The sequence below is a fragment of the Oxalobacteraceae bacterium OTU3CAMAD1 genome, from assembly GCA_024123915.1.
Classification (GTDB): Bacteria; Pseudomonadota; Gammaproteobacteria; order Burkholderiales; family Burkholderiaceae_D; genus Rugamonas.
The window spans coordinates 6,106,037-6,127,673 of sequence record CP099650.1 but is presented as its reverse complement, the minus strand read 5'-3'; the positions used below and the strand labels follow the sequence as shown (position 1 = coordinate 6,127,673).

General features: G+C 58.5%; 21 protein-coding genes and 1 other RNA gene. 10 read left to right on the top strand and 12 right to left on the bottom strand.

Features of this window, described 5'->3' with window-relative positions; genetic code table 11:
* Nucleotides 1-55 precede the first annotated feature (55 nt).
* The 3 genes from NHH88_26125 to pncB all read left to right on the top strand — a co-directional run bounded on the left by NHH88_26125 (nucleotide 56) and on the right by pncB (nucleotide 3,019).
* The gene (locus tag NHH88_26125) at nucleotides 56-664 is read left to right on the top strand and encodes an FMN-dependent NADH-azoreductase (protein USX13104.1); all 609 of its coding nucleotides are present in this window, start codon (nucleotides 56-58) and stop codon (nucleotides 662-664) included.
* A 190-nt stretch (nucleotides 665-854) separates the two neighbouring features.
* Nucleotides 855-1,736, top strand: a complete 882-nt coding sequence (locus NHH88_26120; GenBank protein ID USX13103.1) for a cysteine hydrolase — start codon at nucleotides 855-857, stop codon at nucleotides 1,734-1,736.
* 89 nt (nucleotides 1,737-1,825) lie between these two features.
* The gene (gene pncB / locus NHH88_26115; GenBank protein USX13102.1) at nucleotides 1,826-3,019 is read left to right on the top strand and encodes a nicotinate phosphoribosyltransferase; all 1,194 of its coding nucleotides are present in this window, start codon (nucleotides 1,826-1,828) and stop codon (nucleotides 3,017-3,019) included.
* 141 nt (nucleotides 3,020-3,160) lie between these two features.
* Here pncB and NHH88_26110 read toward each other — a convergent pair whose 3' ends face one another.
* The 3 genes from NHH88_26110 to NHH88_26100 are packed head-to-tail and all read right to left on the bottom strand — an operon-like array spanning nucleotide 3,161 to nucleotide 4,465.
* A complete protein-coding gene (locus NHH88_26110) occupies nucleotides 3,161-3,463 on the bottom strand; it encodes a hypothetical protein (GenBank protein USX13101.1) in 303 nt (100 codons plus the stop codon).
* Nucleotides 3,464-3,496: 33 nt separating this feature from the next.
* Entirely contained in the window at nucleotides 3,497-3,796 is a 300-nt protein-coding gene (locus NHH88_26105; protein USX13100.1) for an antibiotic biosynthesis monooxygenase, read from the bottom strand.
* Between the two features lie 24 nt (nucleotides 3,797-3,820).
* Nucleotides 3,821-4,465, bottom strand: a complete 645-nt coding sequence (locus NHH88_26100) for a TetR family transcriptional regulator (GenBank protein USX13099.1) — start codon at nucleotides 4,463-4,465, stop codon at nucleotides 3,821-3,823.
* A 508-nt stretch (nucleotides 4,466-4,973) separates the two neighbouring features.
* On the opposite strand from NHH88_26100, the gene ssrA reads away from it, so the two are divergent.
* Nucleotides 4,974-5,333, top strand: a transfer-messenger RNA (tmRNA) gene (ssrA, locus tag NHH88_26095).
* Between the two features lie 131 nt (nucleotides 5,334-5,464).
* Here ssrA and NHH88_26090 read toward each other — a convergent pair.
* On the bottom strand, nucleotides 5,465-6,364 hold the full coding sequence (locus NHH88_26090; protein ID USX13098.1) for a LysR family transcriptional regulator: 900 nt from the start codon (nucleotides 6,362-6,364) through the stop codon (nucleotides 5,465-5,467).
* A gap of 117 nt (nucleotides 6,365-6,481) precedes the next feature.
* Between NHH88_26090 and NHH88_26085 the strand changes: the two genes are divergently transcribed.
* The 5 genes from NHH88_26085 to NHH88_26065 all read left to right on the top strand — a co-directional run bounded on the left by NHH88_26085 (nucleotide 6,482) and on the right by NHH88_26065 (nucleotide 10,424).
* Nucleotides 6,482-7,027 carry a peroxidase-related enzyme gene (locus NHH88_26085; protein USX13097.1) on the top strand — a complete coding sequence of 182 codons (546 nt, stop codon included), beginning with the start codon at nucleotides 6,482-6,484 and terminating at the stop codon, nucleotides 7,025-7,027.
* A gap of 33 nt (nucleotides 7,028-7,060) precedes the next feature.
* Nucleotides 7,061-8,032: an alpha/beta hydrolase gene (locus tag NHH88_26080; GenBank protein USX13096.1), complete on the top strand. Its 972-nt coding sequence runs from the start codon at nucleotides 7,061-7,063 to the stop codon at nucleotides 8,030-8,032.
* A gap of 23 nt (nucleotides 8,033-8,055) precedes the next feature.
* Nucleotides 8,056-8,706 carry a pyridoxamine 5'-phosphate oxidase family protein gene (locus tag NHH88_26075; protein ID USX13095.1) on the top strand — a complete coding sequence of 217 codons (651 nt, stop codon included), beginning with the start codon at nucleotides 8,056-8,058 and terminating at the stop codon, nucleotides 8,704-8,706.
* A 73-nt stretch (nucleotides 8,707-8,779) separates the two neighbouring features.
* Nucleotides 8,780-9,769 (top strand): SLAC1 anion channel family protein, encoded by a 990-nt coding sequence (locus tag NHH88_26070; protein USX13094.1) that lies wholly within the window; start codon nucleotides 8,780-8,782, stop codon nucleotides 9,767-9,769.
* Between the two features lie 55 nt (nucleotides 9,770-9,824).
* Nucleotides 9,825-10,424, top strand: a complete 600-nt coding sequence (locus NHH88_26065) for a flavin reductase family protein (GenBank protein ID USX13093.1) — start codon at nucleotides 9,825-9,827, stop codon at nucleotides 10,422-10,424.
* A 49-nt stretch (nucleotides 10,425-10,473) separates the two neighbouring features.
* On the opposite strand, the gene NHH88_26060 is transcribed toward NHH88_26065, so the two are convergent.
* From NHH88_26060 to NHH88_26040, 5 genes are all read right to left on the bottom strand, one after another.
* Nucleotides 10,474-10,722, bottom strand: a complete 249-nt coding sequence (locus tag NHH88_26060; GenBank protein USX13092.1) for a hypothetical protein — start codon at nucleotides 10,720-10,722, stop codon at nucleotides 10,474-10,476.
* Between the two features lie 570 nt (nucleotides 10,723-11,292).
* Complete coding sequence (locus NHH88_26055; GenBank protein ID USX13091.1) at nucleotides 11,293-12,414, bottom strand: SAVED domain-containing protein; 1,122 nt, start codon at nucleotides 12,412-12,414, stop codon at nucleotides 11,293-11,295.
* Entirely contained in the window at nucleotides 12,407-12,889 is a 483-nt protein-coding gene (locus tag NHH88_26050; GenBank protein USX13090.1) for a Mov34/MPN/PAD-1 family protein, read from the bottom strand. The genes NHH88_26055 and NHH88_26050 overlap by 8 nt, the downstream gene beginning before the upstream one ends.
* Nucleotides 12,886-14,595 (bottom strand): ThiF family adenylyltransferase, encoded by a 1,710-nt coding sequence (locus tag NHH88_26045; GenBank protein USX13089.1) that lies wholly within the window; start codon nucleotides 14,593-14,595, stop codon nucleotides 12,886-12,888. Before NHH88_26045 ends, NHH88_26050 begins: the two co-directional genes overlap by 4 nt.
* Nucleotides 14,595-15,602: a hypothetical protein gene (locus NHH88_26040; protein USX13088.1), complete on the bottom strand. Its 1,008-nt coding sequence runs from the start codon at nucleotides 15,600-15,602 to the stop codon at nucleotides 14,595-14,597. The genes NHH88_26045 and NHH88_26040 overlap by 1 nt, the downstream gene beginning before the upstream one ends.
* 678 nt (nucleotides 15,603-16,280) lie before the next feature.
* Between NHH88_26040 and NHH88_26035 the strand changes: the two genes are divergently transcribed.
* Nucleotides 16,281-17,687, top strand: a complete 1,407-nt coding sequence (locus NHH88_26035) for a hypothetical protein (protein USX13087.1) — start codon at nucleotides 16,281-16,283, stop codon at nucleotides 17,685-17,687.
* Nucleotides 17,688-17,746: 59 nt separating this feature from the next.
* Here the strand turns inward: NHH88_26035 and NHH88_26030 are convergent, their stop codons facing one another.
* Genes NHH88_26030 through NHH88_26020 form a run of 3 tightly spaced genes read right to left on the bottom strand, consistent with a single transcriptional unit; the run spans nucleotide 17,747 to nucleotide 21,416 of the window.
* Nucleotides 17,747-18,766: a nucleotidyltransferase gene (locus NHH88_26030; protein USX13086.1), complete on the bottom strand. Its 1,020-nt coding sequence runs from the start codon at nucleotides 18,764-18,766 to the stop codon at nucleotides 17,747-17,749.
* Nucleotides 18,753-19,871 (bottom strand): SAVED domain-containing protein, encoded by a 1,119-nt coding sequence (locus tag NHH88_26025; protein USX13085.1) that lies wholly within the window; start codon nucleotides 19,869-19,871, stop codon nucleotides 18,753-18,755. The genes NHH88_26030 and NHH88_26025 overlap by 14 nt, the downstream gene beginning before the upstream one ends.
* Nucleotides 19,872-19,880: 9 nt before the next feature.
* Nucleotides 19,881-21,416, bottom strand: a complete 1,536-nt coding sequence (locus tag NHH88_26020; GenBank protein ID USX13084.1) for a nucleotidyltransferase — start codon at nucleotides 21,414-21,416, stop codon at nucleotides 19,881-19,883.
* Between the last annotated feature and the right edge of the window lie 221 nt (nucleotides 21,417-21,637).

Here is a 21,637-nt window from a genome sequence, read left to right as displayed (position 1 = left end):
GATAGTAATCCCGTTCTATGATGCGTGCAACCCTACCTCATAAAGGAAGCACATCATGGCAACCGTACTCCACATCAACAGCAGTGTTCGTCCAGGCTCCCTGACCCGCCAGCTCGGCGGTGAATTCGTCGCGAAATGGAAAGAAACCCATCCGTCCGACACCATCGTCTCGCGCGATCTGGGCGCCGCGCCCGTGTCGCACCTGACCGAACCGGTGGTCGGCGCCTTCTTCACCCCGGCGGACCAGCGCAACGCCGACCAGGCCCACGCGGTGAAAACCTCCGACACGTTGATCGACGAGCTGTTTGCCGCCGACACCATCGTCATCGGCGCGCCGATGTACAACTTCTCGGTCCCGTCGGGCCTGAAAGCATGGATCGACCAGATCGCCCGCGTCGGCCGCACGTTCCAGTACGGCGCCAACGGTCCGCAAGGGCTGGTCACCGGCAAGAAGGTGTATGTGATCGTCGCCAGCGGCGGCGTCTACAGCGAGGGCCCGGCGGCCGGCTACGACCACGTCACCACCTATCTGCGCGCCGTCCTCGGCTTCCTGGGCATGACCGACATCACCTTCATCGTCGCCGAAGGCGTGTCGAAGGGTGAAGACGCGGCCGCCGCAGCGATCGCCAAGAGCCGCGCCGATATCAACGCCATCCTGGTTTAACCCAAACCCGCATGCCGTTGGCGATACGCGTGCGTTGCCGCTTAAGGGTCGTACCCCGAGGGGTACGACCCTGCCTGGCAGTGCGGGTTTGGCATCAATAAGCCACACAAACGCCACTGAACGAAGCCCCGCTTGCGGGGCTTGTTCTTTGCTGCGTATCATGGAAGGCATACCCGTCACGGAGCTTCACATGAAACGACATCTGCACCTGCTGATCATCGATCCGCAAAACGACTTTTGCGATCTGCCGGCCGCCTATCTGCCGCTGGACCCGGTCACGCGCCAGCCGCGCGCACCGGCGCTGCCGGTGCCCGGCGCGCATCAGGACATGCAGCGCCTGGCCGGCCTGATCAACCGTGGCCGCTCCGGCCTGACGGCGATCAGCCTCACGCTCGACTCGCACCACCGCTTCGACATCGCCCACCCGACGTTCTGGATCGCCCGCGACGGCATGCCGGTGGCGCCGTTCACGCAGATCACTGCGGACGACGTGCGCGCCGAAAAATACCTGCCGCGCCATCCGGCCGCCTTGCCGCTGGCGCTGAACTATCTCGACAAGCTGGAGGCCGCCGGCCGCTATCAGTTGATGGTGTGGCCGGTGCACTGCGAAATCGGCAGCTGGGGCAACAACGTCCATGACGACGTGCGCGCCGCCTATGGCGCCTGGGAGGAAGCCTCGCTCGGCATCGTCGCCAAGCTTGCCAAGGGCTCCAATCCGTGGACCGAGCACTATTCGGCCGTCATGGCCGAGGTGCCCTACGCCGACGACCCGGACACCCAGTTCAACACCAAGTTCGTCAACACGCTGGCCGAGGCCGACCAGATCTACGTGGCGGGGGAGGCCGGCAGCCACTGCATCAAGGCGACCGTCGAGCATATTGTCGACCACTTTGCCGACCGTTTCGGCGACCAGGCCGCGTCCAAGCTGGTGCTGATCACCGACTGTATGAGCCCGGTCGCCGGCTTCGAGGCGCAGTACCAGGGCTTCCTCGCGGCCATGCGGGAGCGCGGCGTGCAGTTGATGCAGGCGGGCGACGTGCTGCCCGAGCTGCTGGCCAACGCCGCCCGCTGAAGCGGCGCCGGGCGCGCGCGCGGACGCCGCAATCCACGCATCCGTCGCGCATGGCGTAAGATCATGGCAATATGCAATCTGGAGAGTCCATGAGTCAGCCTATCGTCCGCAGCCTGCTGGAGACGGATCTATACAAATTCACCATGTGGCAAGCGCTGCTGCATGGCCATCCCAATTCGCACACCGAATACGAATTCGTCTGCCGCAACACGCCGGTCTATCCGCTGGCCGAGCTGCACGAGGAAGTCGAGCGCGAACTCGATCATCTGTGCTCGATGGGGTTTTCGGACGAGGAACTGACCTTCCTGCGCTCGCTGCGCTACATCAAAAGCGATTTCGTCGACTTCCTGACGGTGTTCCGCTTCCAGCGCAAGTTCATCGACGTGCGGATCGACGGCGACTCCCTGGCGATCCGCGCGACCGGGCCGCAGGTGCACGTGATGGGCTTTGAGATCTACGTGCTCTACATCGTCAACGAACTGTATTTCCGCCGCTTCGACCAGGCCGCCGCGCTGGCCGAGGGGCGCGAGCGCCTCAGCGCCAAGATCGCCGCGCTCAAGGCCTTCGGCGCCGAGCCGGCGCGCCGCAACCCGTTCGAGTTTTCCGACTTCGGCACGCGCCGGCGCTTTTCCGGCGCCTGGCATGACGAAGTGGTGCAGCGCCTGTCGCGCGAGGTGCCCGAGTATTTCAAAGGCACGTCGAACGTCTATCAGGCGATGAAGTTCGGCCTGGTGCCGATCGGCACGATGGCGCACGAATACATGCAGTCGTTCCAGGCCTTCGGCGTGCGGTTGCGCGACTTCCAGAAAGCTTCGCTGGAGGCGTGGGTGCAGGAGTATCGTGGCGACCTGGGTGTCGCGCTGACCGACGTGGTCGGCATGGACGCCTTCCTCGACGATTTCGACCTGTACTTCGCCAAGCTGTTCGACGGGCTGCGCCACGATTCGGGCGACCCGGTGATTTGGGGAGAGAAGGCACTGGCCCACTACGCCGCGCTGCGCATCGACGCCAAGACCAAGCGGCTGGTGTTTTCGGACGGACTGAATCTGGAGAAGGCGTTTGAGTTGTACCGCCACTTCGCCGACCGCATCATGACCGGCTTCGGCATCGGCACGCACCTGACCAACGACGTCGGCCTCAAGCCGCTGAACATCGTCATGAAGCTGGTCAACTGCAACGGGCAATCGGTGGCCAAGCTGTCGGACTCGCCCGGCAAAACGCTGTGCAAGGACGAGACTTTCCTGGCCTATCTGCGCCAGGTGTTCAACCATCCTGCCGTGTGATTTTCGTAGGGCGGATTAGGCGGCACGCCGTAATCCGCCATGAGCCGCCGACGGCGCCTAGCGGATTACGCTGCGCTAATCGGCCCTACGTGGTTCCGATGTCCGCTAACGTAGCGGCATTGGACTAGGGCGGGTCAGTTCTTAGGCCGGTCGGGCGCCGAAGCCGCTCATGATGGCGTCCGCGTTGCTGCTTTCATCTTCGTCGTAGATATCGATCGACAGCATGGCGCCGCTGCGTTCGCGCGCGTGCGCGGCGGCGGCCGGGCCGCCCGGCGTCAGCGCGTCGAGGATGTTGCCGACGGTGCTGGACGCCACGCTCGGCGGCAGCGGCGTATGCTTCGTCAGTTTGACGGTGGACGGAGGAAAACCCTTAGCCAGCAAGGCGCTGCGGGCGCTTTCGGCATCGGTCACCTGTTCGAAATTGCGGTGTATTGTGCGTGTCATGACGACCTCCTTGGTTGACCGTTCGGGCGCGGCTTAGAAGCCGGCCACCACGGTTTCGAAATGCTCCACCTTGGGTGGTGTAGCGAAATAGCTGCCGACCAGTCCGCGCCAGGACTGGAACGCCGGACTGCCACGGAAATCGACGGTATGGTTTTCAAGGGTCTGCCAGCCGACCACCAAGTGATAGGTGTCGGGCGTTTCGATGTCGCGATCGAGGCGCATCGACAGGCAACCGGTGGCCGCCTTGAACAAGGGCACCGCCTCGGCCACGCCGGCCTGGAAGGCGTCGTGGTCGTCCGGCTTGATATATATCTCGGCGATCTCGTAAATCATGGGCATCCTTTTGAAAGTATGCCCCTATTGTGCCTCAACTGCGGCGGGCGTGCGCAGGATGAAGCGCATCGCCTGGCGGGCCAACTCCTTGACGTCGGCGCCGCTGCCGGGTTTGTACCACTGCACGGTCCAATTGAGCGCGCCGAAGATCAGCAGGCGGTCGAACGACGACGGCATCGCCCAGTCGCCGGACAGGTGCAGCTCGGCGATGGCGCGGTCCCACACGGCTTCGTAGCGGTCCTTCAACGCCACCACGCGCGAGCGCGACGGCTCGTCGAGCGAGCGCCACTCGTACAGCAGCACGGCGATGTAATGGTGGTCCGGCGCCAGCAAGGTATGCAGATGGGCCTCGACCAGCTGGCGCAGGATCTCGCACGGCGGCAGCGGCTGGCTGCCGATGGCCTCGATCTCGGCCAGCGAGCGCTCCAGGCCTTGCTCCATGATGGCGGCCAGGATGTCCTGTTTGGTTTTGAAGTGATAAAACCAGCTACCGGCCTGGATGCCGGCGGCGGCGGCGATATCGCGTACGGTGGTGTTGTCGTAACCCTTGGTGCGAAACAATTCGGCCGATTTCTCGATCAATTCCGCACGCAGTCCACCGCTTTCCCCTTTCAAGGGGCGCCCGCGTCTTTTGGGGCTGGGGGAGTCAATTGTGGCGGCGTTAGGCATGAAAAGGTGTCTGAACAGTAGTTTTGGTACATCCCATTCTAATGCAGCGGTTGCGCGCGAAATTGAAAAAGTGTTTGAAATTGTTACTTTCCGTCTAGAAGTCAACGGCTTTTGTGCTGCAATGCAACACTTTGGTTTGATGCCCGATTGAGCGTGATCGAAGGATTAACGATGGGCAGGCATAGTCTCGATACCGTGATTGCCGCTGGCCGCAGGAGCCAGACGCGCAGGGACAGGCAGTTCCGCTGGCTGGTGGGGTTAATGATCACCAGCCTGCTAGTGACCGCAGGACTGTTCGTCCGCGCCGCCCACTGGCTATAACTGAAGGAAATTGGTGCCGGTATATTTCCCGACCGCCGGCGCCGGTAGTAGCCGCCTCCGGGAGGCGCTAATTGGTCGTTCTGTGTGAGAACTGCAGCCATCATATCGGGCGATTGTGACAGGCGTTTGACCTGGGCTCCGAATGGGCATGCGTCCAGAGGCAAAGTGCGCTAGAATGGAGGTCTGTGGGGACGACCTGGTTTCGACGTGGGTTGCAAAGCAGAGCAGGGCATACCGAGGGCTGGTTACCTCGTAAATACACCCAGAAAAACTTAACTGCAAACGATAACTCGTACGCACTGGCAGCTTAATTGCTGTTAGCTCCACAACACCTCGTCCCTGGGGTGGGCCGTTAAAAGCTGTGGAGTCATTTACAGGGACTCGCGCTGTGAGGGGTCACTTCGATCAGCGCTAAATCTAAGGTGAATCGCTAGTCCAAAACGTGCACGTCCGTGTTGTACTGGTTAAATTAAATGATAGTGCTAAGTATGTAGAACTGTCTGTGGAGTGCTTGCGGACGCGGGTTCGATTCCCGCCGTCTCCACCACAAATTCGATAAGCCGTTGATTCGTCAACGGCTTTTCTTTTTTGCCTGTGCAGTTTGGCACTGAACATTCACTTAGATAGCGTCCTGTCGGACGACGACTTGGGTTGAGCCGATATTTAGCAAATTTCAGCTCAATTGAATGCTCCTTCGGCCCGCAGCATCGCCACCGCAAGATCGATAAAAGCACGCACCTTGGCCGTCGACCGGCGCCCCTCGTGGTGCACGACACTGACCGGCACCGGCGCCGATTCATACTGCGTCAACACCGTCTTGAGCCGCCCGGCCGCCAGGTGCGGCGCAACCATATAGGAAATCACCCGGGTCAGTCCAAATCCCCGCACGACGGCCGCAATGGCCGCATCGTTGCTGGTACTGACGAGACGCGGGCGCACCCGCACGACCATCGGCTGGCGTTCCGACTCGAAGCGCCATTCCGGTGAGGCGGTCAGGGCGCTGGCGAGCACGATGTCGTGCCCGCCCAGCTCCTCCGGCGTGAGCGGTATGCCGCGCGCCTCAAGGTAACTAGGCGACGCGCACACGACCTGCCGCACCTGGCCCACCCGCACCGCCTGGTAGCTCGAATCGGGCAGGTGGCCCAGGCGAACCGCCACATCGATCCCTTCATCCATCATGTTGACCACCCGGTCGACGAAGCGGCATTCCACCTCGGTTTCCGGATAGCGACGCAGATACTCGGTCACCACCGGCGTGACATACATGGCGCCGAACAGCACCGACGAGGTGATCACCAGCTTGCCGCGCGGCTCTCCGTGCGTGCCGGCCGCCGCCTGCTCGGAATCGGCCACGTCGGCCAGGATGCGCCGGCAGTCGGCCGCGTAGCGCGCGCCCACATCGGTCACCCGCACCATCCGCGTAGTCCGCGTCAACAGGCGCACGCCCATGGTTTCCTCCAACTCCGTCACCGCCCGCGTCACCACCGGCGGCGAGATTCGCAGCTTGCGCGCGGCCGGCGCGAAACCGCCTTCATCGACCACGGCCAGGAATATCGCCATCGTGTACAGTCGGTCCATATTATTCCGCTTTCAGGAATGGTTCATTGTAATTTCTCTGGATTCTCATTATGCGGCAAAAGATTCAAACTGCAAGCGCTGGACAACACTTACCAACCGACCCCAAGGAGAAACACCATGAGCCGCATCGCCATCATCGACAGCACCAACGCCAACGCCGAACAACAAGCCCTGCTCGACACCATTCAAGGCCAACTCGGCATGGTGCCGAACTTCCTCAAAGTGTTCGCCAACTCGCCCGTCGCCTTGCGCGCTTTCCTGGGCCTGCATAGCGTGGCCGGGGCCGGCAGCCTGGACCATCAAACCCGCGAGCGCATCGCCCTGGCGCTGGCCCAGCAAAACGGCTGCGATTACTGCGTCTCGGCGCACACGGCCATTGGCCGTAAAAGCGGGCTGACCGGCGACGAAATCAGCGCCGCCCGTCACGGCACCAGCGAAGACGCGCAAGCGGCCATCGCCGTCAAATTCGCCACCAGCCTGATGGAGAAGAAGGGCGATGTGAGCGCCATCGAGATCGCCCAGCTGCGCAGCGCCGGCTTCACCGATTCCGACATCGTGGAAATCATCACCCACGTCGGCATGAACTTCCTCACCAACATCCTCGGCAAGGCCAGCAAAGTCGAGATCGACTTCCCGCAAGTCGAGCTGAAACTGGCCGCCTGATTCCCGTACCCACTCATCTTAAGGAGCATCGCCATGAACTCGTCTTCTTCCGTTTGGACCCGCCTGGCCGTCACCGCCGGCTTCGTTGCCATCACCGCCGGTGCCGCAGCCGCGCCTGCCGCACCCGCCGCCTCGACCGCCGTGAGCTATCACACCGTCAGCATCGACGGCGTGAAAGTGTTTTACCGCGAAGCCGGCCCGAAAAACGCGCCGACCCTGTTGCTGCTGCACGGCTTCCCGACCTCGTCGCAGATGTTCCGCAACCTGATTCCGCAACTGGCCGACCGCTACCATGTGATCGCGCCGGATTATCCGGGCTACGGCCAGAGCGACCAGCCGCCGATGGACAAGTTCAGCTACAGCTTCGACAACCAGGCCAAGGTGATCGATAAATTAACCAGCCAGCTCGGGCTGACCAAGTACGCGCTCTACGTCCAGGACTACGGCGCGCCGATCGGCTACCGCCTGGCCGCCGCCCATCCGGAACGTGTCACGGCAATCGTGGTGCAAAACGGTAACGCCTACGACGAGGGCCTGGACAACGAGTTCTGGCAACCGGTCAAGGAGTACTGGAAAGACAAAACCGAAGCCAAGGCTGCCAAGTTGCGCCCGCTGCTGGAGATCGGCGGCACCAAATGGCAATACACCGAAGGTTTCCGCAATCCGGACGCCAACGTCAGCCCGGACGCGTGGATGCTGGACCAGGCCTATCTGGACCGTCCCGGCAACAAGGACATTCAGATCGAAATGTTCTACAGCTACGGCACCAATCCGCCGCGCTATCCCGAGTGGCAAGCGTATTTCCGCAAATACCAGCCGCCGATGCTGATCGTCTGGGGCAAGGGCGACAAGATATTCCCGGCGGCGGGCGCCACGCCCTACCTGCGCGACCTGCCGAAAGCCGAGTTGCACCTGCTGGACACCGGCCACTTCGCCCTCGAAGAAGACGGCGACAAGATCGCCAAGCTGATGCGCGACTTCCTCGGCCGCAAAGTGAAACCTTAAATCCACCTTTACCAGGAGCCATCATGGGCCGCGCATTTTCCGACATCACCTTTACCCCGAACGTGCGCGCCATGCAGGAACGCATGGGCAGCCGCGAGCAATACGAAGGCTTCGACCTGATGACCAACCGGGCCGACCGCCTGGGTCGCATGGAGGCCGAGTTCATCGCCCAGGCCGACCATTTCTACCAAGCCACGGTGAGCGAGACGGGCTGGCCTTATGTGCAGCATCGCGGCGGTCCGGCCGGCTTCCTGAAAGTTCTTGATCCGAAGACCGTCGCCTTCGCCGATTTTCGCGGCAACGTGCAATACCTCAGCGTGGGCAACCTGCAAAAGGACGACCGTATCTCCATCATCGTCATGGATTACGCCAACCGGATGCGCTTGAAGCTCATCGGCCGCGTGCGGCTGGTGGAGGCCGCCGACGATGCCGAGCTGATCGAGCGACTGCGCACGCCAGGCTACAAGGCGCGCATCGAACGCGCTTTCGTGATCAGCGTCGAAGGCTACGACTGGAACTGCCCGCAGCACATCACGCCGCGCTTTACCGAAAGCGAAATCGCCACCATGACGGCCCCGTTGCACGCCCGGATCAGGCGCCTCGAGGAGCAACTGGCCGCGAGCACCGCCGAGCGGCCACCGCAAGACCGCGACAGCGGGCCCGGCAACGAATAGCGCGCCGGCAACTGTGCATCCGTGTGTCACGCGCGCCAGCGGCGACACGCTCGAACCTTTAAGGAGCAAGACCATGAACACAATCAATCCAGCGGCCGAGGCCGCCCCAAGCAGCAATCTTCACTACTTGCCGGTCGGCTTGTTCGGCGCCGTCATGGGCAGCATCGGCCTGGCGGTGGCTTGGCGCCTGGCTGCCGATATCTTTGGCGTGCCGGCCTGGATCGGCGACGGCCTGTCGATGGCCGCGCTGTTGCTTGCCGTCGTGGTCGGAACGGGCTATGCGGTCAAGGCCTGGTTCGGCTTCGACGCGGTGCGCCGCGAGTTCGCCCATCCGGTCGCCGGCAACCTGTTCGGCACACCGCTGATCACCTTGCTGCTGCTGCCGATTCTGCTGGCGCCGCTCCAACTGGCGGCCGCCCGCGTGCTGTGGGTCGTCGGGGCCATCGGCATGGCGGTGTTTTCGCTGTCCATCGTCGGCCGCTGGCTGAGGGAAAAGCAAACCGGGATCACGCCGGCGATCTTGATCCCGGTTGTCGGCCTGCTCGACGTGCCGCTGGCCTTGCCCGCGCTCGGCTGGCAATCGTCATTGCACGGCGTGATGGTGTTCTCGGTCGCGGTCGGCCTCGTGTTCGGGCTGCCGTTACTCGGCATGGTGTTGACGCGCTTGATGCGGGAAGATGCGATGCCCGCGCCGCTGCAGCCGACCTTGCTGTTGCTGAGCGCGCCGTTCAGCGTCGGTTTCTCGACCTACACCGCGACCACCGGCCAGATCGACCTGTTTGCCGAAGGGCTGGTCATGGTGATGTTCTTCGCGCTTGCCATCGTGGCCGGCCGTTTGCGCGCGCTGGTGGCCGAGCATCCGTTCCGCCTGTCGTGGTGGGCGGCCAGCTTCCCGCTTGCCGCCGCCACCCTGGCCGCCTTGCGCTACGCCGGCCATGCGCGCCATGCCGTCGCCGACGGTCTCGCGTTGCTGTTGCTGGTGATAACGACCGTGTGCATCGCCATCTTCGCGGCGCGGACGCTGCGCGCTGTCTTCAAAGGGGAGTTGCAGACGCTGGCGTGAGCGGTCAGGCCCGATCCGATGCATAATCTCCTGCTGAGTATTATTGGGAGGCTAAGTGAATAAACATATGGTGGCGGTGGAGCTGGAAAAAGCATATCGCTTGCTCAATCACGGTCCGACGGTGCTGGTGTCGGCCTCGCACGATGGTGTCGACAACGTCATGGCGGCGGCCTGGTCCTGCGCGCTGGATTTCTCTCCACCTAAAGTGACGCTGGTGTTGGACAAGGCCACCAGCACGCGCGGCTTGGTGGAGGGCAGCGGCTACTTTGCGCTGCAGGTGCCCAACGCGGGGCAAGTCCAGCTGACCTACGACGTCGGCAATCTCAGTCTGACCGACGCGCCGGACAAGCTGAAAAAATGTGGGATCGAGTTGTTTCGCGCCGGCGAGCGGGACACGCCGCTGGTCTCCGGCTGCTCGGCCTGGCTGATATGCAAGGTGATTCCCGAGCCGCACATCCAGCAGACCTACGACTTGTTCATCGGCGAAGTGGTGGCGGCCTGGGCCGACGACCGCGTGTTCCGCAACGGCCACTGGGAATTCGATAAAGCCGATCCGAGCCTGCGCAGCCTGCATTACATCGCCGGCGGCCAGTTTTATGCGATCGGGGAGTCGGTGCTGGCCGATACCGGCAAGACGACCGATCCGCAGGCATAACCGCCCAGCGCCCCATGTCGGAAATGCCAGAAGATTCGCAGCCGATGAATTACTGCGGGCTGCGTGGCATATAACCCGTCAACAGCGCGCATTCCCAGTCGAGTCGTCCGCGCGACTTCGCCAGGGCCGCCATTTCGGCATGCCCGTAGGGGATGGCGAAATGACTCGATCGCCACTGCCCATCGATATGCTCCGCGATGGCGTACGTGGCATCGGGCGATCCGGACTCGATCACATGGGCACACGGGTAATCGTCGGCATATACTGGCTGACTCACGCTGCCGGGGTTGACGATCAATTGTCCGACTCCACTGCGAAGGCCGCGCGCCACATGGGTATGTCTGTGACTCGACATTTAAGTCGGTAATTCCAACACAAAGACGGTAACTGTGCTTTTTTCGGCAATTGGTCGGTAACTGGGCTTCCGCAGACACGCACACACATTTCGGTCGTTCGATTAACAAGCTCGCACGAAGCACCCGTTTTCAACAATATGTTGGTAACCAGGCTCGTGTGTGAGCAATATGTCGGTAACTGGTCCCTGCTCTGCAGATAGGCATTGCAGTGCCGCTAATAAACTGTACGAAAACCCAGTATGTTCTTGTGTTACCGCAAAAACCGAGTACAATGAAACCACTACATCTAGTCTAAATTTTAAGTTTGTGCCTAAATGTGGCCAGTCCTTGAATCTTTTGGAGGTTATGGCGACGAAGAAGAGTAACGAAAACACCTCATCCGCTGTCGCTAGCAAGCCAGCAAGATTCTTTCAAACCCCAAGTCCACACCTGCCCAAAAGAGCGTCGCAGCATCGGCGCCAGCATCGCTTGCGATACTGCACCGTAGACTGCGTCGCCTAGCCTGCATGACATCACTTGAGCCGTACCGCCTGCTTCCAATTTGGCGCCTGCCACTCCCACGCATGCACCTCCTCGAAAATCTTTGGTAGCAGCATGCGTCCAATCTCGACACTCGCGCTCAACGGGGTGGCGGGGAAGATGTGCAGCACTCGCACCCCAGCGGCGTTGAGCGCATTCAAGAACGCATTGAACTGCCGGCGGAAATCGAGCACGTGCGCTTCGGTTCGAATGATGCCGCGATTGGGCTCCTCGGCACGGAATTCGAAGACCGGCATCTGCTGGTTAGGCGTCGACGCGAGGCCAGAAATATTGACCACGACCGCAACCTCTCGCGGAAGCTGGTTGGGAACATCGAACTTATATTTCGGGGCCGCGCACTCCGGCCTAACATCCCAGAGCCATCGTTCACTCGGCAAATCGAGTACCGATGCCTCAGTCTTGTCGCCCAAAAGAGCGCCCAACTTCATGAGCATCGGTATGGGCGCAAATCCCGCAAGCGTCAGGTGTGTGGGCCCATTTCTATCAACTAGCTGTGGGCGGATACGTTGCTCGTAAATTTTTTGCAGCACGGCTTCCGCACGCGGCCAAAAATCCTCGACATTGTCTAACACGTCAAAATCGGCTTTGTCGATGTGAATGTGCGGTGCCTTTGGGGAGCGCGTGTAGCGACTGTTTTCCAGCATCGCATAATTGATTTGGGCGATGTCGACAATGGGCACGTGAGAACCAATGGGGAACGCCATCAAAATAGGCAAACTCTCCATCATTCCGGTCGCGCTATAGATTCGCTCGATGCGCTCTTCATGCTCACGCTTCATAGCGTATAGCTGTTCCGCCGTGTACTCGTTGCTCTTGCCATGCTCGTCGATACGGGCATGGCAGTCAAAACACGCAAGCATCAAATTACTGCCGTCCGCAGCCAGCTTTTCCGAAAGACCTGAGAGGCCACGAGCGCCATCGGGGCTGTCGGCAATGATGTGTGCGTTCTCGCCCACTTTTAGTCTTTTTTTGGTAAGGAAATCCCGTGAGACTAGCTTATTACAGCCGCGGAATTGGCAGCGCCCCGCCGCAGCAATCCACAACGTGTTCTTGGTCTCTGTTGGGATGGTAGCTCGTGCTTGAGTCCTAGTCATCTTTTTTCTCCTCGGCCAATTCGTAAAATGCTCCGTCACAGGTCATCGACCAAACGCGGATTCGTTCAATGCCAACTATAGGGAAAAACAGCTGGTCACCGTGGAAGGTGTCCGACGACAAAGCCTTCTTCCAGTCTTGGCGGTCAACCCGACTCGGATTTGGGACTGCCTCTGGATGGGTGTGCCAGAGGCCCAGGTAAGCGAGCGTGCTTTCCTCTTCGGACCAGCGACTCTGTGCGATTGCGCTGTGCTTCTTCGAGCGAAAAAAGCTAAACCGGCCGCGCCTGTCCGCGTTCTGCGGCATCGTGACTTCATCAACGACCACATCGTCAGTATCGAGCAGGTGCCGTCCAAGAAGAACGCCGCCGGCCTCTGTCTGCCACCAAGAGCGCTGGCGAAACGCCAGCATTTGCTGGACGGCTGCTTCCACGATGATAAGGCGCCGATTGCTCGAAATGCGGTAGACCAATTTCATTTGACCGTCCTGCACTTCTTACAGGAGCGACCGAATGCGCGCTTCGATTGTTCTTCGCTCGGCATCTTCGACTGCGCCTCATTCCACCACGGGGTCGTTTTCAAATTGTGTTCGGCGGCCGCGTTTCCTTCGCCAGCCCAGTAGTGGTACGACGGCCCGGTTTTACCCGACAGCGCCGACAGGATATGTTCCGCGGCCATCAGCGCCGTACGCCTGGACTGCAGTGCGCCGTACGGTACGAAGTTGCCTCCGCACCCCGTAATCGTCTTCGACACCGACTGATTGGGGGCAAGAAATGCGATGCGGGACTGCAGGCTCGATTCACCTTCGTCGTCACGATAGAGGCAGTCGAGGCAGCCCTCACCTTGCGTCCAGGTAAGCACGGAGTGCCCGCCGAGGTCAAGAGGTTCCAACCACGTAAAGAGCATCGGTAACTGCCTTTTTGACATACGCAGTGCGCGTGCAAAGCTCTGCTCAAGCGTCGGCAACCCGAGCGCAAAAACGACCGCATCAACTTCACCCAGATTTGCCCCACGAAGCCACTCCTGTCCGCTGGTGGCTCGCGCAATGACTTTGATTCCAGGGTAATGTGTCTCGAGCTGATACTTCAGGCCGAAGACCTTTGACGAATCAATCCAAAACGGGTCCAGGATGTAGCGAAACACGTTGTCCTCAGAGAAATCATCGCTATCGACAAGTGTAAGCCGACCCGCCCCGGTCGCTGCGAGTGCGTCAGCGACCACCGCGCCAATGGCGCCGCACCCGATCACGACAACATGTTTTGAGTACATCGCCGCAGATGCGCCGCCCCGTTCCCGCATATACGCTGGGGTAAGGCGTCGCGTCGTTAGGGGCGTCACGGGCTCCTTGAGGTCGATGTCGCCGTTTCGTGTCCGAAATTCGAAGCCGACCACAGATACACCGCCGGCCTGGCGTGGAATGGACACGAGAAGCGCCGCTTGCTTCGGATGATTCTTGTTCAAGGATGGTCGAACCAACCGTCCCCAAAGCTCAAGCTGCCTTTCCGACATACTGTTTCGAATTGACGCTACGTAGTCAGTGGTAAGCGTATCGGGAAATACCGGAGGCGCAGGCAACGTATCCAAATGGATGTACAGCGCGTTTTGGGAAGCGGCCCCCTTTACATCGAAAGTTTTATGTGGCGGGACATCGCGCTCGGTGAAAAACCGCTGGGGCGCCTTGTCCTTGAATTTAAGATACGTCGTGACAAGGCGGTCACGTCCATCTGCATCGAAGGCGCTCGATGCGCGAATCGAACCTGGCATAGCATTCCAGTAGCCCTCCACTTCATTGAAGAACTCCGCTGCGCCCCCTGCCTTGTCTGCATCCCACTTTTCGAGCAAGTCGAAGGCGGCAAGAAATGTATAAGCGACGATTTCCACGTTGCGGTCAGGGTCGAGGGACAGACCCTGGTGGTCGCTAACGCAGACACTTCCGTAGTAGCCCACGTGCGGGTGGAGCCGACCGGTGGGCTTCAATCTCACATAAGGCAGCCGCGTAAGCGAAGCGCTAAGGCATTCGATTACCAGGTTCCAGCGCTGGGACGCGCCCTGAACAACTACGTTAATGCGATGCTCCGCCGTGGCCTCCAGGACTTCAAGCTGGAGGCCACGGTCGACACTGGCTTGACGGACCGCCTCGAGGCAGGTATTCACCAAATCCTCGCTGGCGTTACCGGCGCCCATCAGGCGGAGTTACCCGTGCCAATGACCGGCGCCCCTACTTTGCGGGCAGTGGCGGCCTTCTCAGGGACGACTAAGTCGTCACCAAACTGCTTGTTGAGCACCTTGCAGGCATCTTCTGGCAAGTCCTCCTCGAGGGCCTCCTGCAGTGCATCACGCAGGACCTCAAACTTGGACCTCACCGTACTCATCTGTCCCTCCGTCATCCAGCCCATTAGGTCGCTGTACGGAGCAACTGGGAGCGTCACCGCCAGCCGCGGGTGAAAGCTGTCGTTCACGTTCGCCCACAAGAACTGGTTGAGGATTGCATTGACCCAGTTCAGCATGGCCTGGAGATCACCTGCCTTGCCGGACATTTCGAAGTAAGGCTTGAACCACTTCTGGGCTGCGAGCGTCAGGGCAATGCTCAACGGTGCGCCGGACGAAAATTGGACTTGGCGCCAGCGCTTGAGATAACGAATGCACCGGCGGTACTGCGCCAGCTCGTACGTATCCGTGAACGCCGTGCGGATGACGTCGGTGAGCTTCTTCGGGTCCGACACCTCCCAGACGCGCTTGCTTGCATCCGAGTTCTCCTTACCCTTTCCGATGTCCAACAGCCCGTCGTCGCGCTTCACGTACACCGCAAGGTCGACGTGATACGCAATTTTGTCGCCACGCATGTAGTTCACGGTGACACAAGGGCGACGGATATTTACGCTGCGGCCATGCGTGTTCAGCGCATCGCGAATCTTTTTTTTGAGAGTGACCGGGTCGGGATACTTGTCTTTTTTGCAATCAAAAATGAGTCCGAGGTCGATGTCGAAATTGCCATCAAGTAGGACCACCCCGGTATGCATGGAGTAGCTTCCTTGGTTGAAGCTGTCAAATTTGGGCACATCGTCCACCAAGTTCGCCGTCAAGGCATCCAGCAGGATTTTGCGCTTTTCGCGCAGCGTAGACTTCTCGTCATCCTCATCAAGCTTGATTTTGGAGTGGAAATCTTCAAAGTGTTTTTGGACTGCCGGCATTATAGAAAATCCTTTTTTAAGAGTGAGACTCGCCGTGAGCATGCTGCACACCTGGCATAGGGTTAGCTTATTTTTTGTAGCTGTTAGCACTCTCACCCGTCGAGTGCCAATTCTCACATCATACTCCGCCTAATCATGTACGTTGTCAATTAGAGTGTTATAAAACCAAACTTGTGTGCTTTTTCGCATTGTTTCTTTTCGCTGGATACTGGTCACATATACAGTATAGCGACAGCGCAAGGAGGACGGCTGTATTGCTTGATAACTGTGCTTTTGCACAGTACTTTGAAGCCAAAGGGAGAACCTGATGACCAATGAGCACGCTGCTTTGGCGGGAAGAAAATAGAGTACAAGGTTGGAAACTGGATGAACGCATCGCACACGCATCAGGCGCTGCGAAAATCAGGAGCAATGGATGAAGTCATGGCATTTCTGAAAACCAGTAGGAGCTCGCCTCCGGATCAGGCTCGCGACGAGAACCAAATCGCAAGGTGCCGTGGTGCTTTTTAAGGTACTGCAGCGTGCTGTCGTCGTAAATTCCATCGCTGCGGACTGGGCGTAACCGATTCGGTCTTGAATCATTGCCATCAAAGCGCTATATTGCACTGCGGCTTACGCCCAGCATGGGCGCCAAGTACGTGACGCCTTCCTCCATGGATTATTCTTTGACTGCTACCTATGACCGGTTCAACCGTGCCGATGGCTGAGCCTTCGTGGCTGACGGAGATGCTTGCAGTGGTCGCGAAGCATCCGATTGTCGTCTTCCGGCTCGGTTCCACATTGGACCAGCTTCAAGGCACGAAAAGTGGTATCACTGACTTCACTCTAATTCGCCCGCATGGCCATTTTCACGACATCGTCCAGAACAGCGTCTGCATAATTCTCGGGGAATTAGCACCTCGGTTTGGCGCCGGCCCGACTACGCCGGCAGCCTTCCTTTGTATTCTCGGCCTTCGCGATGCGGTAGCTAGTTTGGAAACCCGAGTTCGGGTACGACGCGCGTCTCCCATCCAACCCGCTACCGAGGCCTCGTTGCTCGCAATGGTGAGCGAAAAGCGCCAACACAGCGACTTAAAGCGGGCCCTTGCAGGCCAAACCGACTTGGTCAAGCTATCGCCGAAGGTGAGTCAAGCTCTCCTTAAGGGTCTGAACGAATCTACCTCGAACCATCGCAGCATCGAGGCAGTGGCGAACGGCTTACCTGGCAAAAAGCGCGGACAAAATCAAAGCACGCAGCTAGACGCGGTTCAAACCGCGTTGAAGGCCTTTGGTCTAAAAGCGGACGCTATAGCCACCCGCCTCGAGATTTCGCAGGACGAGACCACCTTGAAGGAAGTCCGCGTGCGGGAAGACGACGTCATTGCGAGCGATGCAGTCACTTTCCCTGGCTATGAGTTCACCCACTTGGACACTACGGGAAGGGCATCATTTCGCAACGGTAATGAGACTCTCGACGTGTTCACTGCAAACAGGAAGCCCTTGGAGGATGTCCTGGGCATTGACCTAATCTACCTTAATCGCCACCACAACAATGCGATTCTTATTCAGTACAAGATGCTTAAGAAGGCGGGCGGGTCCGATGAAGCAAACTCGGACTGGCAGTATACGAAAGAGCGGCATTTCCCGGGCCAGATATCCAAGATGCGGCGTTTTTCCCAACACTCGGATAAGAAGGGATACCGCTTGAATGCGGGCGGGTTCTATTTCAAGTTCGTACGAAACATCCTCTCACCCTCGGACAAGAACCTCCTCATTCCACTCGACCACATGGAGGAATTGTTGCAACAGCCCGAATTTGAGAACAAAAACGGGAACCTAAAAATCAGCTACCGGTCGCTTAACGGCCACTACATGCGACAGGACGCTCTGTTCAGTCTGATTCAATCAGGATATATCGGCACACATGTGGGGACGACAGACGACCTGCGCACCCTGATTGAGTCAATCGTCGAGGGTGACAGTGCTGCGGTGGTTGCGATTCAAAGAGCGACAACCCGTGAAGAACACGACGAAGACAATGCCGCAGTTCAGCGCAAATACAAAGACGTCGGGCCGACGCGAAATCAAATTGAAGACGGCATCTGACTGTTAGCACTCGCTCGTTCGGGCGATTTGGCCTTGTCCGCCTCTTGCAGTAAGCAGCGCTACATCACATCGCCAAGTGGAAACTCGGACCCAAACTGCAAACGAAGAATTCGGGCGGCTTCAGCAGCGGAATCGACGCCATAGCAGTTCGACAGAGCATCCTTCAGGCAATCTAGGCGCTCTTTAAAGACGCTCATCTGACCGGATGTCAGGCCTGACATCAAGTCTATCTTCTTAACGCCAGGTAGCGGCACGGACAGCCTGCCCAAGTCGAAGTTGTTTCCAAACTTGCGCTGCATCGTTTTGACGAGTGCAAGGACGGCATCCAAGTCCGCAAAGGTCTCGTCTGTTGCGCGCTTGGGTTCAAACCACAGTGCCGCTGCGACAGTGAGAGCGATGCTGAGCGGCGCGCCGGCACTAAAGTTCTCGTCTCTCCAACGCTTGAGGTAGCGAATGCAGCGCCGATACTGAGCTTGCTCCTCGCCGTCGAACTTCGACAGGATAAACTGGGTAAGCTCCGTCGGTGCCGAGGGCAGCCATTCGCACTTTTCCGCCTCGGAATATTTCCGGCCTTTCCCCAGTATGAGATGACCATCCAGCTGCCTCAAATAGACGGCCAGGTCTACGTGGTAATCCTGAACTCCATTCCGAAAGTAAGTGACCGTAACACAAGCTCGTCGTATGGCGACAGTTCTGTTACTTCCAGCGAGCGCGTCGTGGACCAAGGTCTTAAGAGAAACGGGATTTGGAAATCGTTCAAGCGAACAATCGAAAATGAGCCCTACGTCGATGTCGTAATTCCCGTCCTTGGGAACTACCCCCGTCCGCATTGCGTAGCTACCTTGGTCGAACGATTCGAATTCCAGCGAATGCACCGCCAGCTTCTTCTTAAGCGCCCTGAGTAGAATTTCCCGCTTCGTGCGCAGCTTGAGTCGCTCATCATTTTCGTCGAGCTTTATCGCGGCGTGGAAGCGCTCGAACATAATTTGAAGGTTGCGGTTCGGTTTGGAGCGTCTTTCGGCAAGCGCCAGGAGAACCAGGCTAACGACCGCAGCACCGAGAAGCTTAGGTACCAACATCGGCTGCACCAGCGGCTGGGACTGTAAGCTTATGGATAGTTGGCCTCGGAGACCCGTGCGTGGGCATTACCACTCCCCAGGGATACGGCGGCGTTGACGACTTTTCATATTGGTAGACGATGAGCTCAGGATGAAGACGGTCGTCATACATTGACCCCATTCGAACAACTAAGCTTACCGGCCCCGCGAGCACCAGATGGATTCGCCGTATGCCTAGCCCCATCAACTGCTGTATAGAGTCGCGAAATGCCGCAGCAAATGCCTGCTGCGCCACTTCTGACCAGTAGCTATTCACCTGTGGTGTATCAACCGACAATTGCGCCACACTCAGCCCAGGAAATGCCGCAGCAACGGATACGTCGTCCACTGGATAAGAGGCCGAAACTGCGAGAACAATCTCGGTATCTGCTGGGGACAATGTAGGTACTACCAGCGGCAACACCCGCTTGCCGTCGTCTGGCCGGTCTATCATCTTCCAGCATTTTAAGTCTCTATCCCAATCATATAAATCAGTGTGGGACTCGTCCTCGAACATTTTACCGACTAGGAACATCGCCGGCACAGCTGCAATACCGCCCACAGCAACGAAAACGTCACTCTTGTCCCGCCCTTGCGACAAAGTGTCGACGGTCAACTTCATGCCTTCGATTTTTGACAGCATGAGCTCAGGATTTACGAGCTCCCCGTTGCGGCTGGGCCTGAAGTCAACCACGACGGGGTGCCTGTTCCCTCGAAACTTAGTTTTGACTGCCTTCACCGAAGGCGTGTCTACGGTTCCATTAAGACCCCGCACCTCTACGACTATCAACAGCTGGAGCCGCTCTCTCCGGTCATCGCGCCACAGCACGTATATCCCTGAAATCAGTAGCAGTGCCGCTATCCCAACGACGATATATACGATTGAATCTGGCAGCGCCCCGCCGGTTCCAAACTGAAGGTTCAGACTGCTTTCCTTGTCGCGATAGTTGACCTGAAAGGCGAAATCGACTGCCGCTATTCCAATGAGAAGAAGCAGCCCTCCTTTGAGCAACAGTGCACCCATCGTCCGTACTCTGAAAATCCAGTCGATAGCCCGGCTGCAAAACTCATAGAACAAATTTTTCACTATTCAATCTCATTTCACGTTTACGATAAAGGCACCACTTCGTGCGGCCAAATTTCCGTCCTTGACGATGAAGCACTCTACGGAGTGCGTCCCGGAGTACACCGCGTCCTCTTTTCGCACGATGCCGCCCTGAACCATCAAGTCGGGATTGAAATCTCCCCGCAGGTCGTTTCGAGATTTCGCTTCATCACCCGTATTCACAATCTGCCAAAAAACACTGTAAGGCTTCGGCACATTAGTTGTAGCGGCAAACTCGAGCGAAACTCCTTTCGTCAATGGTGCTGAATCGTGCAGCAAGACAGTTGGGCGGAACCCATTTTGGAAGACTCGGGTTTTTGCAATGCTAACTTTGCCCTTGGCACGAGTAACCCAAGGTGGAGCTTGGCGATGGGGAGCGGTGAATACGCTGACCGCGCGTTTAAAGATGCTTTGCGTAGTTCCTGTAGCCTTGGATTGGCTAGCGCTGGCCCGGACCTTCCTTGCCAGCGAGTCCCCCACGGCGGCACTGGCAGACTCCATTATTAGCTGAGGGTCGTCGTTGCCTGCAATATTTTTGAAATCCTCGTGCGCGAATCTAAGCCATTGGAAGAACGCGTCTTTTCTCTCCGGATGGGTCGCCCAACGGTCCGCGAAATTCTCGGCCGGGTCAGTTGGATTCTCAATCCAGAACACGCCGTTGCGCTGCTGAATATGGAGATGCATGTTCTCGAGGATTGCCGCCAGCGCCTCGGGAAGGTCAGCCTGATTTCCATACGCCCTTGCAGCCAAAGTTGTGATGATGACTGAAATCGGCTTTACTTCAAGATTGTCAGCAAAGCGAATGTCGCGATGACGTTTTAAAATTTGAACCACTTGCTGGAGGGGGGTTTTGACACGGTACGAGGGCACATCCTCCACATTTGCTTGCACCTCAAACGCCATACGCTGACGCCGCTCGTTGAAAGCTATTTTCATCCTCGAGCGGAACCACTCCGTGAATCCCCTGGGATTACTGTGCGGCCATTGTGACGTACGTTGTTTGAAAGTTTCACACTCGGTGTCGGTGATAGCAATCGCACTTTTTGCCCATTCAGCAGACAGATGCATCGACTCGAGCACTTGCCTCCGACCTTCGCCATCAGGGATTGCTGGCAAGGCGTCAAGATGGAACTGTGCGCCTTCGGCATAGTCGAGGGTCCAGCAGCGTCGGCTCTCTGAGGCACGCGCCATTCCATAGCGCTTTGCGTACAGCTGCATCTCGACGCCTAACTTTGCCTTCAAGTCCTCCTGCGAAACTTCGTGTTTCCCAAGCGATAGCTCGCACACAAGGTCGATATCGTAGTGCTCATCATCGTTCACCGGACGAATGGGAGTCCCTAAACGGAAAGAGCCTTGCACATAAACGTTTGGCGAGTGCTCCTTCAAACTCGACTCCTTGCGGTCGAGCCAATCGCCCACGGAGTGGTAGCGATTCTCAGCTTCTTCGTATCGACTTGCGGGGACTTCAAGCGCCTCGGCCAACCGTTCTAAAAAATCTGCGGCCGCGGCCGTCACCTGAAAAACCATACGTCGCCCTCATGCTGTAACCAAAATACAACTATGCACGAACACGTTCACTTCAGCAACGGATCTTTTCATTTTTACATGTGGCAGTTGGGGCGCCGTATCTGCGTCACACTTGCCCACTGGGGTTTCAACACAAGAGGTAGCACGTGTCCGGCTAGCAAACTGCCATAGCCTGCGAGGCGTCCGGCCAGATACTAAGGGCCAGTTTCCGAGCTGAATGT

Bases quoted from the DNA above. Each gene is read 5' to 3' on its own strand.
- NHH88_26125 (USX13104.1), top strand. From the start codon at position 56: ATGGCAACCGTACTCCACATCAACAGCAGTGTTCGTCCAGGCTCCCTG.
- NHH88_26020 (USX13084.1), bottom strand. From the start codon at position 21,416: ATGGTTTTTCAGGTGACGGCCGCGGCCGCAGATTTTTTAGAACGGTTG.
- NHH88_26080 (USX13096.1), top strand. From the start codon at position 7,061: ATGAACTCGTCTTCTTCCGTTTGGACCCGCCTGGCCGTCACCGCCGGC.
- NHH88_26120 (USX13103.1), top strand. From the start codon at position 855: ATGAAACGACATCTGCACCTGCTGATCATCGATCCGCAAAACGACTTT.
- NHH88_26105 (USX13100.1), bottom strand. From the start codon at position 3,796: ATGATTTACGAGATCGCCGAGATATATATCAAGCCGGACGACCACGAC.
- pncB (USX13102.1), top strand. From the start codon at position 1,826: ATGAGTCAGCCTATCGTCCGCAGCCTGCTGGAGACGGATCTATACAAA.
- NHH88_26050 (USX13090.1), bottom strand. From the start codon at position 12,889: ATGAAATTGGTCTACCGCATTTCGAGCAATCGGCGCCTTATCATCGTG.
- NHH88_26100 (USX13099.1), bottom strand. From the start codon at position 4,465: ATGCCTAACGCCGCCACAATTGACTCCCCCAGCCCCAAAAGACGCGGG.
- NHH88_26035 (USX13087.1), top strand. From the start codon at position 16,281: ATGACCGGTTCAACCGTGCCGATGGCTGAGCCTTCGTGGCTGACGGAG.
- NHH88_26090 (USX13098.1), bottom strand. From the start codon at position 6,364: ATGGACCGACTGTACACGATGGCGATATTCCTGGCCGTGGTCGATGAA.
- NHH88_26110 (USX13101.1), bottom strand. From the start codon at position 3,463: ATGACACGCACAATACACCGCAATTTCGAACAGGTGACCGATGCCGAA.
- NHH88_26085 (USX13097.1), top strand. From the start codon at position 6,482: ATGAGCCGCATCGCCATCATCGACAGCACCAACGCCAACGCCGAACAA.
- NHH88_26040 (USX13088.1), bottom strand. From the start codon at position 15,602: ATGCCGGCAGTCCAAAAACACTTTGAAGATTTCCACTCCAAAATCAAG.
- NHH88_26055 (USX13091.1), bottom strand. From the start codon at position 12,414: ATGACTAGGACTCAAGCACGAGCTACCATCCCAACAGAGACCAAGAAC.
- NHH88_26030 (USX13086.1), bottom strand. From the start codon at position 18,766: ATGTTGGTACCTAAGCTTCTCGGTGCTGCGGTCGTTAGCCTGGTTCTC.
- NHH88_26075 (USX13095.1), top strand. From the start codon at position 8,056: ATGGGCCGCGCATTTTCCGACATCACCTTTACCCCGAACGTGCGCGCC.
- NHH88_26070 (USX13094.1), top strand. From the start codon at position 8,780: ATGAACACAATCAATCCAGCGGCCGAGGCCGCCCCAAGCAGCAATCTT.
- NHH88_26045 (USX13089.1), bottom strand. From the start codon at position 14,595: ATGGGCGCCGGTAACGCCAGCGAGGATTTGGTGAATACCTGCCTCGAG.